This is a genomic window from Flavobacterium algoritolerans, from assembly GCF_030010385.1.
Taxonomy (GTDB): Bacteria; Bacteroidota; Bacteroidia; order Flavobacteriales; family Flavobacteriaceae; genus Flavobacterium; species Flavobacterium algoritolerans.
Map to the genome: position 1 here is coordinate 13,731 of NZ_JASCRZ010000005.1, position 17,533 is coordinate 31,263.

A 17,533-nucleotide genomic window follows, 5' to 3' on the forward strand; every position below is an offset into this window, starting at 1 on the left:
ATGCGAAACAAGATACTGTCTTTTAGATATATATTTGCATAAGAAATTACTATATACTTTTAATCATGGAAACAACAACCGAAAAAAACACCGCAACATTTACTCATTTGAGTGCATTGACTCAATATTTTATTCCTTTTGGAAATTATATTTTTCCAATAATACTTTGGACTTCAAAAAAGGAAAGTTCTGAATTTGTGGATCACCACGGAAAACAAGTACTTAATTTTCAGTTAAGTTTATTATTGTATTCTTTAGTACTAATACTAATTGCAGTTCCAACATTTTTAATTACACTGTTTAAAAATGTTCCTTTCGAAGCTGTAGTAAATCATCACGATTTTGTTTTTAGAAATTTTAACTTTGAAGGAAACATCGGAATGTTAACAGTAGGTTTAGTTGCTGTTTTAATTTTTGGACTTTTAAAAGTGGCTGAGTTCTTTTTAATCATTTATGCTTCCATCAAAACATCAAATGGTGAAAAATACAAATATCCAATAACGATTCCGTTTATTAAGTAGGAGAAATAAAATGGATTAAAAGCGAACAAACGTAATAAATAAAGCGAACCAAACAGCTAGAAACAATTGCTTCGTTCCTCGCAAAAACAAATCAATCATCAATCAAAAAATGAACCGTTTAATCAACACAAAATCAAAAAAAAGAAATTATGAACATTGAAAACACAAAAGCCCAGATGCGTAAAGGTGTTCTCGAGTTTTGCATCTTATCCGTATTAAAAGAAAAAGATGCATACACATCGGAAATATTGGACACTTTAAAAAACGCAAAATTATTAGTTGTAGAGGGAACTATTTACCCGCTGCTAACCCGATTGAAAAATGATGGATTGCTCAATTATCGTTGGGAAGAATCCACATCAGGACCACCAAGAAAATATTATGGTCTAACAGAAATAGGACAAACATTTTTAAAAGAACTTAGTGGCACATGGACTGAATTATCCGATGCCGTAAACCTTATAACCAACCAAAAACAATAGTCATGAACAAAACTGTAAATATAAATCTAGGCGGAATGTTCTTTCATATAGATGAAGATGCATACCAAAAATTAACACGATATTTTGATGCCATAAAACGATCTTTATCTAATTCATCTGGACATGATGAAATCATAAAAGATATCGAAATGCGTGTTTCAGAATTATTGAATGAAAAACAAATAAGCGACAAACATGTTGTGGGTTTAAAAGATGTAGATGAGGTTATTGCCGTAATGGGACAACCGGAAGATTACATTATTGAAGATGAGTTGAAAGGTTCTCAAACCTTTAGTGACAGTTCAAACAGAAGAACAAAAAAATTATACCGTGATAAAGAAAAAGGTATGATTGGAGGTGTTGCAGCTGGATTAGGTCATTATTTTGGAATTGATGCCGTATGGATCAGAATCGTTCTAATACTATTAGTTTTTGCTGGATTTGGAACTGGAATTTTGGCTTATATCATTCTTTGGATTGTAACGCCTGAAGCCGTAACCACATCAGAAAAACTGGAAATGACCGGGGAACCGGTAAATATTTCGAATATCGAAAAAAAAGTACGTGAAGAGTTTGAAAGCGTTTCTGGCAAAATAAAAAATGTGGATTACGACAAATATGGCAATCAAATAAAAACGGGTGCCGGGAAAATAGGAAGCTCTTTTGGTGATTTTATCATGACAGTTTTCAAGATTTTCGCAAAGTTTTTAGGAGTAATTTTAATCATCACAGGAATTGCAACATTAGTTTCTTTACTAATTGCTGTTTTCACTTTAGGTTCTTCAGATTTTATTGATGTGCCATGGCAGAGTTTCATTGAAGCAGGAAATTTCACGGATTACCCAATATGGTCTTTTGGATTGTTAATGTTCTTTGCAGTTGGAATTCCGTTCTTTTTCTTGACACTTTTAGGTTTCAAATTATTGTCACCAAGCATGAAATCAATTGGAAATATTGCTAAATACACATTATTGGCACTTTGGATTATTGCCATAGCGATATTAATTTCAATAGGAATAAAACAAGCGTCAGAAGTGGCTTACGAAGGAAAAACAGTTCAGAAAGAAACGATTAATGTATTGCCAAATGATACTTTGTTTGTAAAATTCAGATACAATGAGTATTACACTAAAGACATTGATGACAGAGAAAGCTTCAAGTTTGTTCAGGATTCAGCTAACACTCAATTGATTTATTCCAATAATGTAAGTTTAGAAATTTTACGTACAGACGAGAAATTACCTTTCATTCAAATTGAAAAAATAGCAAGAGGTAAATCATTTCAAGATGCAAAACAAAGAGCTGAGAAAATAAAATACGCTATCAAAATTGAAGGAAATCAGTTGATTCTAGACAACTATTTATTGACAGAAGTAGCTAATAAATTCCGTGACCAGGAAGTGGAAATATTTTTATACGTACCAGAAGGAATTCTATTGAAACCAGATACTTCAGTACAAAATTTCGACAGATCTGATGATTCATTCTTCAACTTGCACTACAGTTCAGACAATTACATTTACAAAGTAGAAAATTCTCAAATAAAATGTTTAAATTGTCCTGCTGATGAAAATGAATATAATGATGTTGATGTAAATGAAAACGGTGATAATGTAGAAGTAAACATTACTGGAAAAGTAACAGAAAATGACAGTATTACAACTACTACTGTAAAAGTAAACGGAGAAACGGTTACAGTAAATGAAGCTGGAACCAAAAAAGGCTTATCAGTAAGCAAAAACGGTGTAATCATTAAAAATTAAAGCTATGTTAAAAATCATCACATTAATTACAAAATTTATTCTGGTTGCCTTAACTGCATTACTATTCGCATCGTGTAACCATTCCATTAATTTAAATTCAATTAAAGGAAGCGGAAATGTCACCACCGAGAGAAGAAATGTGGAAGGTGATTTCAAAAGCATAGAAGTCAGTAATGCCATCGATCTTGTCATTGAACAATCAGACGTAACTGAAATAGTAGTTGAGGCTGATGATAATTTGCAGAAGCACATCTTTACCAAAGTTGAAAATGGCACACTCGTTATTTATTGCGATAAAAATTCTTTTATCAATACGAAATCTAAAAAAGTAACCGTAAAAATGCCTGTTATCGAACAATTAGAAGCCAATAGCAGCGCATCCATCACAAGCACTAATACTATAAAAGGAGAAAATATCACACTAAAAACATCTAGTGCTGGAACTATTGACCTGAATATAGAAGCAGATGATATTACTTGTGATTCAAGCAGCGGAAGCAGCATCACCATTAATGGAATGGGATTAAAAATGAAAGCAAATGCATCAAGTGGAAGCGGAATTGACGCCAAAAACTTATTAGCAAATGAAGTTAATGCTGAAGCTTCCAGTGGAGCTACCATCAACATTCATCCAATTGTCAGTTTAGACGCCGAAGCCTCTAGCGGAGGAAGTATAAGCTATAATAAAGTTCCGAAATCAATTCGAAAAGAAACCAATTCCGGAGGAAGTGTTCATCAAGAACAATAAAATCATTTTACTAAAAATCAAAAAATCATCCATCACAAGTGGATGATTTTTTTATATTTGTGTAGACTCTAATCCAAATGACTATGAAAAAACATACTGCTATACTCCTGTTCCTTTTATCGACTACATTGTTATTTGCACAGAAAAAAGAAAAAATAAAAGGCTCGAAAACAGTAACTGTGGAACAAAGGAAAGTTGGGGATTTTGAGTCGCTTACTGTTGAAGACAATCTCGAAGTATACTTGGAAAGAGGCGAGCGAACAGAACTGAAAATTGAAGCCGACGAAAATTTACACGATATTATTTCTTTAGACTTAAGTGATAATCTATTGCGCATTTATACCACAAAACAAGCCACCAATTATAAAAAACTGATTGTTAGAGTAACCTATACCAATGATTTGAATATGGTTACGTCAAAAAATGAAACGACTGTAAATGCAATTCAGGAAATTTTAGTGAATGACCTCACATTTAAAGCACACGATGCATCCAAACTATTTTTGAATGTGAATGCCAAAAACTTCGTATTACAATCTGATGATAAATCAAAAACAGAACTCAATTTAAAATCAGAAAATACTACGATCGAATTAAGTAAAAACGCCTCTCTAAAAGCCTTAGTCACCACTACTGATTTAAAAGTGGATATGTATCAAAAATCAGATGCTACTATCGAAGGGGACGCAGCTAATGCCATCATTCGGTTGGATAATAACTCGAGCTTGACAGGAAATAAATTAACTATAAAAAATGTTGACGTAACGACAGAAAGCTATTCCAATTGTAGTGTTAATGCGGTAACAACCGTTATTATAGACGCTGCAAATAAATCAGAAATCCAACTTGTGGGTGCTCCAAAAATCGAAATCAGAAAATTTGCTGATGAGGCTAAATTGATAAAAAAGTTGAAATAGAAAATCCTCTCCCCAACCTTCTCCAAAGGAGAGGGAGTAAAAACTGGATTGATAATAAATATACTAACCAACAAAAAGTCCCATTTGCTAAGGCAATTGGGACTTTTTTAATTTGAAAAGTTAAAGGGACAGAAAATTTCTTAACAAATCTAATATCTATCCGTTATACCATTTGTTATTATAAAATAGTCCAATTGTCAGTTCGAGCGCAGTCGAGAACCGTTATGACATCTCGACTGCGCTCTAACTGACAAAAAAAAATTTGGACTATAATGAACTAATCAATGGTATTAATTATCTTTTACCTAAAAAAAACTCTGATTATTCTTTCGAAGCCAAATATCTTTCGGCATCAAGAGCAGCCATACAACCAGTTCCAGCTGCAGTTATCGCTTGACGATATACATGATCTGCTGCATCACCCGCTACGAAAACGCCTTCAACATTAGTTTTTGAAGTTCCAGGAGTATTGATAATATATCCCGTTTCGTCTAATGTGATATAATCTTTGAAAATATCAGTATTTGGTTTGTGACCAATAGCTACGAAGAAACCAGTTGCAGGAATATCAAAAACTTCATTTGTTGTTTTATTCAAAGCCTTTACCCCAGTAACAACTTGCTCATCTCCTAATACTTCAACAGTATCGTGATTCATTAATATGGTAATGTTCTCGGTTTTGCGAACGCGTTCTTCCATTATTTTAGAAGCTCTAAATTTTTCGCTACGCACTAACATGGTTACTTTTTTACAAAGTTTAGACAAATAGTGTGCTTCTTCACAAGCTGAATCTCCAGCCCCAACAATTACTACTTCTTGGTTTCTATAGAAAAAACCGTCACAAACAGCACATGCAGAAACTCCGCCACCCATTTTTAAATAGTGTTGTTCTGATGGCATCCCTAAATATTTAGCTGATGCTCCAGTAGAAATAATTACTGTTTCGCAATGTAATTCTATAGTATCATTGATCCATACTTTATGAATATCGCCCGAGAAATCAACTCTTGTAGCCCAACCATCACGCACATCAGTTCCAAAACGTTGTGCTTGTGCTTGCAATCCTACCATCATTTCCGGACCCGTAATTCCTTCAGGATTACCAGGCCAATTTTCTACTTCATTAGTAGTTGTTAGCTGTCCACCTGGCTGCATTCCTTGGTATAAAACAGGATTCATGTTTGCTCTGGCGGCATATATTGCTGCAGTATAACCTGCTGGACCAGAACCTATAATAAGACATTTAATTTTTTCGATTGTATCTGACATATTGATGTTTCTTTTGAATTTAACGGTGCAAAAATAGGATATTATTGCTGGAATACTGAACTAGAAGTATCAGTTTTAATTATGCTGGAATAAAAAAATCCCTTCTGTGAGAACAGAAAGGATCAATTTGTCGGGGTGGCAGGATTCGAACCTGCGGCCTCCTGCTCCCAAAGCAGGCGCGATAACCGAGCTACGCTACACCCCGAATATTAAAAGAAACTAATATCTTCAAGATATCTTTTGGCTCCTCTTTTTTTAATTTTTTGTTCTAAAATCATAGCTTCTGAACGTGTTGAAAGTTGTATTTGATAAATCAACTCCCATGGCTTTCCTGATTTTGTAGATAAACTCAATCCAGAGTTATGTCTATTTAATCTGTTTTCAAGATCATCAGTTTGACCAGTATAATATTTTAAATAACTTTTACTAAATATAATATATACGGTGTACATATCTTGGTGTAAGTTTTTGATTCGTGACTGTGGTCTTCACGCCCTGCGTGACGCGATAACCGAGCTACGCTACACCCCGAAAGCGGGTGCAAATATAGTACTATTTTTGGCTTATGCAAAACTATTTCAGAAATAAGGACTAAATTTATTTGGTTCGAAAATTAGTCTGAAAATCTAAAATAAATTTGTTTTTCCACAGCATAATTCAGCTACAACTGCCCTAGCCCAGATGGCAGTGAAAAGCTTCGAAGAGCTTCTCCCGATTTTTTCTTGGCAGAAAAGAGCGACCAAAGCAAGCTCCTTTTATGGTTTTAGAAAAAACCGGGAGAAGCTCAAGTCCCGAACTATCGAGATTGAAGCGCACAGCTGGAATAGCTCCTGTAAAATGAAATCCATTTTAAGAATAGGAATTGTCAAATAGCGACTAATCAAGCTTTAACAAATGTTAACAAAATAGATTTTTAGAAACCATAAATAATTGTATTTTTACGGTTCAAAATTTAGAAAAATAAATGGGCAAAATCATCGCGATTGCTAATCAAAAAGGTGGAGTTGGAAAGACTACAACGTCTGTAAATCTAGCTGCTTCACTGGGTGTTTTAGAAAAAAAAGTATTACTTATTGATGCTGATCCACAGGCAAATGCCTCTTCAGGATTGGGAATTGATGTTGAATCTGTAGAGATAGGTACGTATCAAATTCTGGAACATAGTCATACGCCAAAAGAGGCCATCATAAAATGTTCTGCTCCAAATGTGGACGTAATTCCATCTCATATTGACCTTGTTGCAATTGAAATCGAATTAGTCGATAAAGAAAACAGGGAATATATGCTTAAAAAAGCATTGGAAAGTATCAAAGACGAGTACGACTATATCATTATCGATTGTGCACCATCTCTTGGATTGCTTACGTTGAATGCTTTGACTGCCGCTGATTCTGTGATTATTCCTATTCAATGCGAGTATTTTGCACTGGAAGGTTTAGGGAAATTATTGAATACGATAAAAAGCATCCAAAAAATTCACAATCCAGATTTAGATATCGAAGGGTTATTATTAACCATGTTTGATTCGAGATTGCGTTTATCAAACCAAGTAGTTGAAGAGGTTCAAAAACATTTCAACGATATGGTTTTTGACACTATTATTCAAAGAAATGTAAAACTGAGCGAAGCGCCAAGCTTTGGAGAAAGTATAATAAACTACGATGCAACAAGCAAAGGAGCTACTAATTACTTGCATCTTGCTCAAGAAGTTATAAAGAAAAACAGTAAATAGTTTTATGGCAAAAGCAATAAAAAAACAAGCCTTAGGAAGAGGATTATCTGCACTATTGAAAGATCCGGAAAACGATATAAAATCCGTTGACGATAAAAATGCCGATAAAGTTGTAGGAAATATCATTGAGCTTGAAATTGAAGCAATTGAAATAAATCCGTTTCAGCCAAGAAGTAATTTCAATGAGGAATCGTTGAGAGAATTAGCGACTTCTATCAAAGAATTAGGCGTTATTCAGCCTATTACCGTACGTAAATTAGACTTTAACAAATACCAATTGATTTCGGGTGAGCGTCGTCTTCGCGCGTCGACACTTGTGGGATTGAAAACAGTTCCTGCTTACATTCGTATTGCAAATGACAACGAATCATTGGTTATGGCTTTGGTGGAAAACATCCAACGCCATGATTTAGATCCAATTGAGATTGCGCTTTCGTACCAACGTTTGATTGATGAAATTCAATTGACTCAGGAACAAATGAGTGATCGTGTAGGGAAAAAACGTTCTACTATCGCTAATTATTTGAGACTTTTAAAACTAGACCCAATCATCCAAACCGGAATTCGTGATGGTTTCATCAGTATGGGTCATGGTCGTGCAATTATCAACATCGAAGATCAAGACATTCAAACTGATATTTATCAAAAAATCGTCAGTCAAAATCTATCCGTTCGTGATACCGAAGCTTTAGTAAAAAACTATCAGGAAAGTTTAAAACCAAAACCTGCCGGTAAACCAAAAGCAGCTTCATTTGAAATTGCAGATTCCCATAAAAGTACTTTTACAAATTATTTCGGAACCAAAGTCGATGTGAAAGTAGCCGGAAACGGCAAAGGAAAAATCACTATTCCATTTCATTCTGAAGAAGACTTCAACAGAATTATTAAATTAATAAACGAGTAGTGCATAAAATCATTTTCATAGGTCTATTCCTTTTTATTGCAGGAAACACTACTGTTTTTGCCCAAACGGAAACAGAAGCAGTACTTGTCGCAAAAGACACTTTGAAATCAAATGACATTGATCCATTGACTCCTGCTAAAGCAGCTTTCTTTTCGGCAATTTTGCCTGGCTTAGGTCAGGCTTACAATAAAAAATACTGGAAAATACCGCTCGTTTACGGAGCTTTAGGAACCAGTGTTTACTTTTATATTGACAACAACAGGAAATACCATCAATACAGAGATGCTTACAAAAGCAGACTTGAAGGGTACACTACCGATGATTTGGCTTTCTTAGATAATAATCGATTGATTGCCGGACAAAAATTTTATCAAAGAAATCGAGATTTATCAGCTTTGGTAACTTTAGCTTTTTATGCATTAAATATCATAGATGCTAATGTCGATGCTGCTTTAATACAATTCAATGTGGATGAAAACTTATCAGTAAGACCAGTTCTTTATCCAAATGATGTAACATTCAAGACTAATGTAGGACTAACATTTAATTATAGTTTTTAGATTGAAAATAGAATACTCCATTCATCTTTAAAATTTTAATTTATAAATATAAAAAACAAATGAAAATTGCGCTTTTAGGATACGGAAAAATGGGTCAGGTAATTGAACGAATTGCACTGGAAAGAGGACATGAAATCGTTTTGAAAAAAGATGAAAACAATACTTTTGATGGTCTTTCAACTGCCGATGTAGCTATTGATTTCAGTGTTCCAACAGCTGCAGTCCCTAATATCTCCAATTGTTTCCATGCTAATGTCCCTGTGATTTCAGGAACAACAGGCTGGCTAGAACATTATGATGAAATGGTGGCACTTTGTACAGTTAAGAACGGTGGTTTTATCTCCAGTTCTAACTTTAGTTTAGGCGTGAATATTTTCTTTGAACTCAACGAATATTTGGCAAAAATCATGTCAAAATTTGACAGTTATAAAGTAGAAATGGAAGAAATTCATCATACTCAAAAACTAGATGCACCAAGTGGCACAGCGATATCATTAGCCAAAGGAGTAATTGAAAACAGTTCATACACCAACTGGACATTAGAAAAACCTGAAGCGAAGCAAATTCATATCGAAGCAAAAAGAATAGGAACTGTTCCCGGAACACACACCGTAACATACAATTCTGTTGTTGATGCTATCGAAATAAAACACACAGCACACAATCGTGAAGGTTTTGCTCTAGGTGCTGTAATTGCAGCAGAATGGATTATAGGAAAGCAAGGTGTTTTTACCATGAAAGATGTTTTAGACTTAAAATAAAATTATACTCGGTTTTAGGAAAATCGCTAACGAAACAACCTTAAACTTTAAACTTTAAACAAAAAACTATGTCAGTATATCAATGGTTTATATTTTTTCTGCTTGTACAAATAGTTCACTTTTTAGGAACATGGAAATTATATGAAAGCGCAGGAAGGAAAAGTTGGGAAGCCGCTATTCCAGTATACAATGCTATTGTTTTGATGAAAATAATAGGCCGCCCTACTTGGTGGACCATTTTACTTTTTATCCCAATTATCAATTTGATAATGTTTCCGGTAATCTGGGTAGAAACATTGAGAAGTTTTGGAAAACGATCTGGATTAGATACTTTTTTAGGAATTGTAACTCTTGGATTTTACATCTATTATGTCAATTATACCCAAAAATTAAATTACATAGCTGACAGAAGTTTAAGTCCCGAAAACAAAGCTGCTGATACCGTTAGCTCATTGCTTTTTGCAGTTATAGTAGCTACTTTGGTTCACACCTATTTAATCCAACCGTACACGATTCCTACCTCTTCATTGGAAAAATCCTTATTGGTAGGTGACTTTTTATTTGTGAGTAAAATGAATTATGGTGCAAGAATCCCAATGACAACTGTAGCGTTGCCAATGGTTCACGATTCGATACCTTTACTTCAAAAAAAATCATACTTAACTTGGCCACAATTACCTTATTTAAGATTGCCGGGAATTCAGAATATAAACAGAACGGACATCGTTGTATTTAACTGGCCGGTTGATACCGTTTACAGGTTTTTTGACACTTCAAACAGACGTGCTTTAAAACCGATAGACAAGAAATCGAATTACGTTAAAAGATGTGTTGGAATCCCTGGAGATAACTTGTCTATAAAAGACGGTATGGTTTACATTGATGGCAAACTATTGGAATTGCCAGAAAGAGCAAAACCACAATTCTCCTATAAAGTAGCATTAGACGGAAAAACGCCAATCGATTTTGAGCATTTACTTAAAGAGATGGACGTAACTGACCCTGTAATGGTTACTGATGAAACACGAAGAGACACATTAATCTTTAGTGCTTTGACAGCTGCGGGAGCAGAAAGATTGAAAAACGTACCTGGCGTAACTGCTGTAATCAGACAAATATCTAGAGATGTTGATCAAGCAAATAATGGAAAAGGTGTTTTTCCGCACATCAATAAATGGAACAGTGATAATTACGGTCCTATCTATGTTCCAGAAAAAGGAAAAACTGTCGCTTTAACAACCGAATCATTGCCATTTTATAAAACCATAATTACTGATTATGAAACAAATGAAAATGGAGATAAAAACGACCTTAAAGTAACAGGAAACGAAATAAGAATAAACGGAAAAGTAGTTAAAGATTACACTTTCAAACAAAATTATTACTGGATGATGGGTGACAACCGTCACAACTCTGAAGACAGCCGCTACTGGGGATTTGTTCCTGAAAATCATATTGTAGGGAAACCTATTTTTATCTGGTTAAGTTGGGATACTAACGGGAAAGGTTTAAATAAAATACGTTGGGACAGGGTTTTTACAACTGTTAGCGGTGAAGGTCAACCTCAATCTTATTTTAAATATTTCCTAATTGCTTTAGCCGCATTTTTTATTGGAGATTATTTTTGGAAGAAAAGAAAAGAGGCGAAAAATTAGTCAAAAGTTTCAAGGTCAAAAGTCATAAAGTTGCTATTTAATCCAGCTTTATGACTTTCGACTTTATGACTTTAAAAACTTTAGACAATATGAACATTCTCATCCATCCTACCTATTTTCCATCGATTAGCCATTTTGCAGCGATGGTACAATCGGAAAATATTACCTTTGAAGTAGAAGATAATTTTCAGAAACAAACCAATCGCAACCGCACTTATATTTATAGTCCAAACGGAACTCAGCTATTGAATATCCCTGTAAAACATTCGAAAGAAAGTCATCAAAAAACAAAAGACATCAAAATTGAAACGGATTTTGACTGGCAAAAACAACATTTCAAATCATTAGAAGCTGGATACCGAAGTTCTCCTTTTTTTGAATTTTTCGAAGATGATATCAGACCCATTTTCGAAAAAAAACACACCTTTTTATTGGATCTAAATTTTGAGGTTTTTGACATTCTATCAAAATGTTTCCGTCTGAAACTGGATTACACGACCACAACAGAATACTTTCACGAAGTTGAACCAACTACAATTACAGATTTCAGGGGTTTAGTAAACGGAAAAAAAGACCTTTCTGTATTCGAAAGTTACACGCAGGTTTTTGATGATAAACATGGTTTTATCAACAATCTTAGCGTTCTGGATTTGCTGTTTAATGAAGGGAAATATGCCATGGATTATTTAAAAAAACAAGAACTGATTCTAAAATAAAATTCCAAATTAGATTTTATTCCAAAGACAATCTTGCCATAATAGGAAAGTGATCTGAGTTAATAAATTTTGGGAAATTCTCAAATTTCTTTACTTTCATTTTTTCGTCAGCAAAAATATAATCAATTCTGGCGGGATAATACCTGAATTTATAGGTCTCTCCAAAACCTTTCCCTACTTCTTCAAAGCTATCTTTCAATTTTCCTTTAATGCTTCGGTACACATAAGAAAAAGCGCTATTATTCATGTCTCCGCAAATGATAATTGGATACGTACATTTCATTTTATGCTCCTTAAAAATCTCCGCTTGCTGTTGTTGTTGCTTGAACGCTTTACTGATTCTAATAAATAACATTTGTGATTTCTGCTGATTAATCGCATCTATATTTTCATCAATTTCATTGACATCAGGAGAAATTTTGATGGACTGTATGTGCATATTGTAAACCCTGATGATGTCTTTTCCTTTTTTTACATCCGCAAAAACTACGTTGTTACTGGAATTTGGAAAAATAATATTTCCTTGGTCAATAATCGGGAATTTAGAAAAAATCGCCTGCCCCGTTTTAATTTGGTTTCCATCAGTGAAAATATATCGGTGCGGATACACTTTCAAATCTATGTTAGCAGAAGATGAGTATTCCTGAAGACACAATATATCTGGGTTTTTATCATTAATGAAGGTAAGAATATCCGAAGGAACATCGTCTCTGTCAATCCATTTAAAAACATTAAACAGACGAACATTATAACTCATTACGGTAAAATCTTTTTCTTCTATTGGAAACTCAGGAGAAGAGAATTTATAAAATTTATTTATAAAAGTAATCCCTATCAATAAAACCAAACCCGAAACTATCAATTGCTTTTTGAATTGTATGGCCCAATACACAAAAAACAAGCCATTCAGGATAAAAAAAAGCGGCATGAAAAGTGTCAAAACGGACAGAAGAGGGAAAGATTTTGGTGCCAAAAAGGGCAAAACATAGGCTATAAAAGTCAAAATAGTAAGGACTATATTCAAAAAAAACATTCCTTTATTAAACCATGAAAGATTTTTCATTTTCTATATTTTTTATTAAGACAATAGCTAAAATCTCATTGATACTTATTTCCCAACTTTGAATAAGAATTCTTTTTCTTCTTTTGTCAAGCTATCATAACCTGACTGACTGATTTTATCTAAAATTTCATCTATCTGCTGCTGCGATTTATCTTTAGTAACTATTTTTGAAACGCTTTTTTCCAAAGGCTTACTGTAATTTTTATGCACTTTCTTGAATGGTGTTGCCGTATTTTTTTTGAACAAATTTGCAAAAAAATCTATAATACGAGTAACAACAGTACTTAAATCGGTTCCATTTTGAAGCAATTTAATAAAAATAAAACCAAAAAAAGCTCCAGAAAGATGAGAAATATGCCCACCCATATTTTCTGAACGCAATTGCATTAAATCAACTATTACAATTACGGCGGTTATATGCCACAACTTGACATTCCCAATGATCAATAAACGAAGTTCCATCAAAGGATGATAGGTAGTTGTAGCAACCAAAATAGCCATAATAGCGGCAGAGGCACCTACAATTGGAGCATTAATATTTAAAACGTAGAATACCAAAATATAACTAATTCCAGCAAAAATGGCACTCAACACATACAAACCCAGCAATTGCTTAGACGTAAAATACGTCATAAATAGTCTGCCAGCAAAATTCAAAACAATCATATTAAAAATAATATGCATGATTCCGCTGTGAAAAAAAGCATACGAAAGCAACGACCAAGGTTTCCAAAGCAAATGTGCCGGATTAGAAGATAAACTCACATAATGAATATAATCAATATTGACACCCAACAAAGATAAAAGTGCAAAAAGCAACCACGGAAGAACAAACAAAGCGGCATTCCAAAAAATTAGCCTGGTGACTATTCCTCCTATCTTGTATTGTAATTTCAGGTCGTCAATGATATTCATAATTTAATTGGGATTTAAGATCTGATGTTTAGGTCGTACTACTTAAAAGTATTGCGTTTTTAATTCCAACGGTTTTTATTGAACTGATTTTTTTTCCAATACCACATAATAATAAAACCGAACAAAGCACCACCAACGTGTGCAAAATGGGCAATTCCACCACCACCAAAAATTGATTTTCCAGAAATACCTAAATACAAGTCAACCAAAACTAAACCTGGTACAAAATATTTTGCTTTTATGGGCACAGGAATAAACATCAAAGCCAATTCAGCGTTAGGAAACATAAAAGCAAACGCCACTATCGTTCCGTAAATAGCCCCAGAAGCTCCAACTGCAGTACCAATATAAGCACCTGTGAAATTTTGAAAATCAGAAACAGATATAAATTGTTGCCATCTAGTATCTATTTTGCCTTCATTTAAAAGTTGTAAAATCTCTTGTTTAGGAAATCCATTAGCAATCAAAGTATTTAGACTATCTTGGAAGTAGTAATAATTAACTCCAGTATGCAACAACGCAGCGCCTAAGCCACAGGAAATATAGAAAAATAAGAATTTCTTGCTTCCCCACATTTGCTCTAAAGCAGACCCAAAAGAATACAACGCGAACATATTGAAAAAAATATGCATAAAGCCACCGTGCATAAACATGTGTGTCAATGGTTGCCACAATTGAAAATCAGGGTTTTCCGGAAAATATAAGGCTAATATTCTATACGCTGGATTTGTGGGATTAAAATCCCCTAAAGCAAGTGTACCTACAAAAAACAATATATTTATAATAATTAATTGTTTTACTGTCTCAGTTACGTTTCTCATAATGCAAATTTTTTATCTAAATCTTCCACACGCATCGTGATGAAAGTGGGTTTATGAAATGGGGAAACATTGGGGTCTTTACACGCAAAAAGTCCGTTGACCAAATTTTCCTGCTCTTTTTCTGTAAGGTGCGTTCCTGTTTTTACCGCTAAACTTTTGGCCATTGATTTGGCAATAGTATCATTCTGACTGAAACTGCTTTCAGGAATTCCATCCTGCAAATCACTCAATAATTGTTCTAAAACCAATGAAACTTCGCTTTCCGTTACATTTACCGGTATTCCCGAAATAACAATATGATCAGTGTTATTTTCTTCGAAAACAAATCCGGTATTCATCAACGAAAGTTGTAACTCAGCGATAAGATTCATTTCGCTTGACGAAAAAAACAAGTTCAAAGGAAATAATAACTGCTGGCTTGATGCCTGGTTCACTGTCATATTTACTAAAAACTGCTCATACAAAACACGTTGATGCGCACGTTGCTGATCGACAATTACCATTCCTGATTTAATTGACGAAACAATGTATTTTTTATGAATTTGATAGGTTTTATGAACAGAATGCTCTACTTCTTCATCATTAAATAAAGAGGAAGTCACTTCTTCATTTTCGAAAGTCATCTGCCCTATTTCATCCGTATCTTGTTTTAAACCTACGTATAAACTTTCCCAATTAGCTGTTGGCTCCGGTTTTCTATAACTGGAAAATTGCTTGCTGGGTTTTTCTTCGGAGAAAGGATTAAAGTTGCCATCAACCTGAATCGTAGGCGTAGCAACTTCTAAATCTTTATAATGATACGGCGTATCTAAATTAGAATCCCGGTCAAAATCTAAAACTGGGGCTACATTAAATTGTCCCAAACTATGTTTTATGGAAGCTCTTAAAATAGCATATAAAGCATGTTCGTCATCAAACTTAATCTCCGTTTTAGTAGGATGAATATTGATATCAATAGTATTTGGCGGCACCGATAAATATAGAAAATAACTGGGTTGCGCACCATCTTTCAAGATTCCGTCATAGGCGGCCATAACCGCATGATGCAAATAACCGCTTTTTATAAAACGATCATTGACAAAGAAAAACTGCTCTCCACGATTTTTTTTGGCAAACTCAGGTTTGCTTACAAATCCTTGAATCGTCACTATTTCTGTTTCTTCCTGAACAGGAACTAATTTTTCATTGGTTTTACCTGAAAAAATATTGACAATTCGTTGTCGCAAAGTAGATGGCGGCAAATTAAACATTTCGCTGCCATTGTGATAAAAGGTAAAATGTATTTTTGGGTGAGCCAAAGCCACACGTTGAAATTCATCAATAATATGGCGGTATTCCACCGTATCCGATTTCAGGAAATTACGTCGCGCCGGAATATTAAAAAATAAATTTTTGACAGCAAATGAAGTTCCTTTTGGCAAAACAGCAACATCTTGTGACACAAACTTACTGCCTTCAATGACAATGTGCGTTCCTAGTTCTTCTTGATCTTGCCTGGTTTTCATTTCCATATGGGCAATCGCCGCAATAGATGCTAGTGCTTCCCCACGAAATCCTTTGGTATGCAAAGAAAATAAATCTTCTGCCTGACGGATTTTAGAAGTCGCGTGACGTTCAAAACACAAACGTGCATCGGTAACACTCATTCCCAAACCATTATCAATCACTTGTACTAATGCCTTCCCTGCATCTTTAAGAATTAATTTTATATCTGTTGCTCTAGCATCAACTGCGTTTTCAAGCAACTCTTTGACAACTGAAGCTGGTCTTTGAACGACTTCTCCAGCAGCAATTTGATTGGCAACATGATCAGGAAGTAATTGAATTATACTCGACATTAAAAAAATGTTGTTTAAAGTTTAGCCCTTCGACTGCGCTCAGGGTGACAATAGTTTATTATAAAAACAAGAAATACAAATTTAATGAATTTCTATTGGGAATGGTAGTTTATTTAATCATAAAAAAAACAAAAAACCTATACTATTTATGAGACAGTATAGGTTTATAATTAGTGTTTTTATTTATTTATTCCTTCAACTCTAAAGGTGTCCCTTCTTCTAATTGAATAGCTCCGGCAGACAATAAATGTTGGTTATCGATTTGATGTGACAACGAAGCCTGTTGACGAATATAGGCCATTTTGATAGCCGCAATAGCAGCTTCAGTACCTTTGTTACCGTGAATCCCTCCACTTCTATCAATAGATTGTTGCATGGTATTATCAGTCAAAACACAAAAAATAACCGGAATATCTGTTTGAACATTCAGGTCTTTAATTCCTTGAGTTACTCCTTCACACACAAAATCAAAATGCTTGGTTTGCCCTTGAATTACACATCCAATAGCAATGACAGCATCAACATTTTGTGTTTGCAACATTTTCTTTGAACCATATATAAGTTCAAAGCTTCCAGGAACATTCCAGCGAATAATATGCTGAGCTGGAACTTGGTTTTCTAAAAGGGCTTCAATAGCACCTCTATAAAGTCCTTCAGTTATAGCATCATTCCATTCTGAAACAACAATCCCAAAGCGAAAATCTTTCGCGTTTGGGATTGAATTTTTATCGTACTCGGATAAGTTTTTATTTACGGTAGCCATTTGATTTTAGAATTTTGATTTTAAAATTTTGATTTCAGATATTAAAGATAGCATTTTGAAATCAAAATTCTACAATCTTAAATCACCAATCTTACATCATTTTTT

18 protein-coding genes and 1 tRNA gene are annotated in these 17,533 nt (G+C 34.2%); 11 read left to right on the forward strand and 8 right to left on the reverse strand.

The window, feature by feature from the left end; genetic code table 11:
* Positions 1-65 precede the first annotated feature (65 nt).
* From QLS65_RS11195 to QLS65_RS11215, 5 genes are all read left to right on the forward strand, one after another.
* On the forward strand, positions 66-521 hold the full coding sequence (locus tag QLS65_RS11195) for a DUF4870 domain-containing protein (RefSeq protein ID WP_282717716.1): 456 nt from the start codon (positions 66-68) through the stop codon (positions 519-521).
* 149 nt (positions 522-670) lie between these two features.
* Positions 671-1,003 (forward strand): PadR family transcriptional regulator, encoded by a 333-nt coding sequence (locus QLS65_RS11200; protein ID WP_099713267.1) that lies wholly within the window; start codon positions 671-673, stop codon positions 1,001-1,003.
* Positions 1,004-1,005: 2 nt separating this feature from the next.
* The gene (locus tag QLS65_RS11205; protein WP_099713268.1) at positions 1,006-2,766 is read left to right on the forward strand and encodes a PspC domain-containing protein; all 1,761 of its coding nucleotides are present in this window, start codon (positions 1,006-1,008) and stop codon (positions 2,764-2,766) included.
* Positions 2,767-2,770: 4 nt separating this feature from the next.
* The gene (locus QLS65_RS11210; RefSeq protein ID WP_282717719.1) at positions 2,771-3,514 is read left to right on the forward strand and encodes a head GIN domain-containing protein; all 744 of its coding nucleotides are present in this window, start codon (positions 2,771-2,773) and stop codon (positions 3,512-3,514) included.
* A gap of 83 nt (positions 3,515-3,597) precedes the next feature.
* Positions 3,598-4,431, forward strand: a complete 834-nt coding sequence (locus tag QLS65_RS11215) for a GIN domain-containing protein (protein ID WP_282711515.1) — start codon at positions 3,598-3,600, stop codon at positions 4,429-4,431.
* A 321-nt stretch (positions 4,432-4,752) separates the two neighbouring features.
* Here QLS65_RS11215 and trxB read toward each other — a convergent pair whose 3' ends face one another.
* The 3 genes from trxB to QLS65_RS11230 all read right to left on the reverse strand — a co-directional run bounded on the left by trxB (position 4,753) and on the right by QLS65_RS11230 (position 6,152).
* Positions 4,753-5,700: a thioredoxin-disulfide reductase gene (gene trxB / locus QLS65_RS11220; RefSeq protein WP_282717721.1), complete on the reverse strand. Its 948-nt coding sequence runs from the start codon at positions 5,698-5,700 to the stop codon at positions 4,753-4,755.
* 130 nt (positions 5,701-5,830) lie between these two features.
* A tRNA-Pro gene (locus QLS65_RS11225) sits at positions 5,831-5,905 on the reverse strand.
* Between the two features lie 4 nt (positions 5,906-5,909).
* Positions 5,910-6,152, reverse strand: a complete 243-nt coding sequence (locus QLS65_RS11230) for a GIY-YIG nuclease family protein (RefSeq protein ID WP_282717723.1) — start codon at positions 6,150-6,152, stop codon at positions 5,910-5,912.
* 512 nt (positions 6,153-6,664) lie between these two features.
* Between QLS65_RS11230 and QLS65_RS11235 the strand changes: the two genes are divergently transcribed.
* The 6 genes from QLS65_RS11235 (at position 6,665) to QLS65_RS11260 (ending at position 12,028) form a co-directional block, all read left to right on the forward strand.
* Positions 6,665-7,432, forward strand: a complete 768-nt coding sequence (locus tag QLS65_RS11235; RefSeq protein ID WP_035667779.1) for a ParA family protein — start codon at positions 6,665-6,667, stop codon at positions 7,430-7,432.
* A 4-nt stretch (positions 7,433-7,436) separates the two neighbouring features.
* A complete protein-coding gene (locus tag QLS65_RS11240; RefSeq protein ID WP_282717726.1) occupies positions 7,437-8,336 on the forward strand; it encodes a ParB/RepB/Spo0J family partition protein in 900 nt (299 codons plus the stop codon).
* Entirely contained in the window at positions 8,336-8,896 is a 561-nt protein-coding gene (locus tag QLS65_RS11245; protein WP_282717727.1) for a DUF5683 domain-containing protein, read from the forward strand. The genes QLS65_RS11240 and QLS65_RS11245 overlap by 1 nt, the downstream gene beginning before the upstream one ends.
* Before the next feature lie 59 nt (positions 8,897-8,955).
* On the forward strand, positions 8,956-9,657 hold the full coding sequence (gene dapB / locus QLS65_RS11250) for a 4-hydroxy-tetrahydrodipicolinate reductase (RefSeq protein WP_282717728.1): 702 nt from the start codon (positions 8,956-8,958) through the stop codon (positions 9,655-9,657).
* Positions 9,658-9,725: 68 nt separating this feature from the next.
* Positions 9,726-11,312 carry a signal peptidase I gene (gene lepB, locus QLS65_RS11255; RefSeq protein ID WP_282717729.1) on the forward strand — a complete coding sequence of 529 codons (1,587 nt, stop codon included), beginning with the start codon at positions 9,726-9,728 and terminating at the stop codon, positions 11,310-11,312.
* Between the two features lie 89 nt (positions 11,313-11,401).
* Positions 11,402-12,028 carry a WbqC family protein gene (locus QLS65_RS11260; protein WP_282717731.1) on the forward strand — a complete coding sequence of 209 codons (627 nt, stop codon included), beginning with the start codon at positions 11,402-11,404 and terminating at the stop codon, positions 12,026-12,028.
* A 16-nt stretch (positions 12,029-12,044) separates the two neighbouring features.
* Here the strand turns inward: QLS65_RS11260 and QLS65_RS11265 are convergent, their stop codons facing one another.
* The 5 genes from QLS65_RS11265 to ribH all read right to left on the reverse strand — a co-directional run bounded on the left by QLS65_RS11265 (position 12,045) and on the right by ribH (position 17,428).
* Complete coding sequence (locus tag QLS65_RS11265) at positions 12,045-13,091, reverse strand: endonuclease/exonuclease/phosphatase family protein (protein WP_282717732.1); 1,047 nt, start codon at positions 13,089-13,091, stop codon at positions 12,045-12,047.
* 45 nt (positions 13,092-13,136) lie between these two features.
* Positions 13,137-14,006, reverse strand: a complete 870-nt coding sequence (locus QLS65_RS11270) for a rhomboid family protein (protein WP_282717734.1) — start codon at positions 14,004-14,006, stop codon at positions 13,137-13,139.
* A 59-nt stretch (positions 14,007-14,065) separates the two neighbouring features.
* Positions 14,066-14,827 (reverse strand): rhomboid family intramembrane serine protease, encoded by a 762-nt coding sequence (locus QLS65_RS11275; RefSeq protein WP_099713278.1) that lies wholly within the window; start codon positions 14,825-14,827, stop codon positions 14,066-14,068.
* The gene (mutL, locus tag QLS65_RS11280; RefSeq protein WP_282717736.1) at positions 14,824-16,665 is read right to left on the reverse strand and encodes a DNA mismatch repair endonuclease MutL; all 1,842 of its coding nucleotides are present in this window, start codon (positions 16,663-16,665) and stop codon (positions 14,824-14,826) included. Before mutL ends, QLS65_RS11275 begins: the two co-directional genes overlap by 4 nt.
* Before the next feature lie 187 nt (positions 16,666-16,852).
* Positions 16,853-17,428: a 6,7-dimethyl-8-ribityllumazine synthase gene (gene ribH / locus QLS65_RS11285; protein ID WP_099713280.1), complete on the reverse strand. Its 576-nt coding sequence runs from the start codon at positions 17,426-17,428 to the stop codon at positions 16,853-16,855.
* Positions 17,429-17,533: the final 105 nt, after the last annotated feature.

Excerpts from the sequence above, each read along its gene's own strand:
- QLS65_RS11210 (WP_282717719.1), top strand. The coding sequence starts at position 2,771 with ATGTTAAAAATCATCACATTAATTACAAAATTTATTCTGGTTGCCTTA.
- QLS65_RS11270 (WP_282717734.1), bottom strand. The coding sequence starts at position 14,006 with ATGAATATCATTGACGACCTGAAATTACAATACAAGATAGGAGGAATA.
- QLS65_RS11275 (WP_099713278.1), bottom strand. The coding sequence starts at position 14,827 with ATGAGAAACGTAACTGAGACAGTAAAACAATTAATTATTATAAATATA.
- dapB (WP_282717728.1), top strand. The coding sequence starts at position 8,956 with ATGAAAATTGCGCTTTTAGGATACGGAAAAATGGGTCAGGTAATTGAA.
- QLS65_RS11215 (WP_282711515.1), top strand. The coding sequence starts at position 3,598 with ATGAAAAAACATACTGCTATACTCCTGTTCCTTTTATCGACTACATTG.
- QLS65_RS11205 (WP_099713268.1), top strand. The coding sequence starts at position 1,006 with ATGAACAAAACTGTAAATATAAATCTAGGCGGAATGTTCTTTCATATA.
- lepB (WP_282717729.1), top strand. The coding sequence starts at position 9,726 with ATGTCAGTATATCAATGGTTTATATTTTTTCTGCTTGTACAAATAGTT.
- trxB (WP_282717721.1), bottom strand. The coding sequence starts at position 5,700 with ATGTCAGATACAATCGAAAAAATTAAATGTCTTATTATAGGTTCTGGT.
- QLS65_RS11235 (WP_035667779.1), top strand. The coding sequence starts at position 6,665 with ATGGGCAAAATCATCGCGATTGCTAATCAAAAAGGTGGAGTTGGAAAG.
- mutL (WP_282717736.1), bottom strand. The coding sequence starts at position 16,665 with ATGTCGAGTATAATTCAATTACTTCCTGATCATGTTGCCAATCAAATT.
- QLS65_RS11200 (WP_099713267.1), top strand. The coding sequence starts at position 671 with ATGAACATTGAAAACACAAAAGCCCAGATGCGTAAAGGTGTTCTCGAG.
- QLS65_RS11265 (WP_282717732.1), bottom strand. The coding sequence starts at position 13,091 with ATGAAAAATCTTTCATGGTTTAATAAAGGAATGTTTTTTTTGAATATA.
- ribH (WP_099713280.1), bottom strand. The coding sequence starts at position 17,428 with ATGGCTACCGTAAATAAAAACTTATCCGAGTACGATAAAAATTCAATC.
- QLS65_RS11260 (WP_282717731.1), top strand. The coding sequence starts at position 11,402 with ATGAACATTCTCATCCATCCTACCTATTTTCCATCGATTAGCCATTTT.
- QLS65_RS11240 (WP_282717726.1), top strand. The coding sequence starts at position 7,437 with ATGGCAAAAGCAATAAAAAAACAAGCCTTAGGAAGAGGATTATCTGCA.
- QLS65_RS11195 (WP_282717716.1), top strand. The coding sequence starts at position 66 with ATGGAAACAACAACCGAAAAAAACACCGCAACATTTACTCATTTGAGT.
- QLS65_RS11230 (WP_282717723.1), bottom strand. The coding sequence starts at position 6,152 with ATGTACACCGTATATATTATATTTAGTAAAAGTTATTTAAAATATTAT.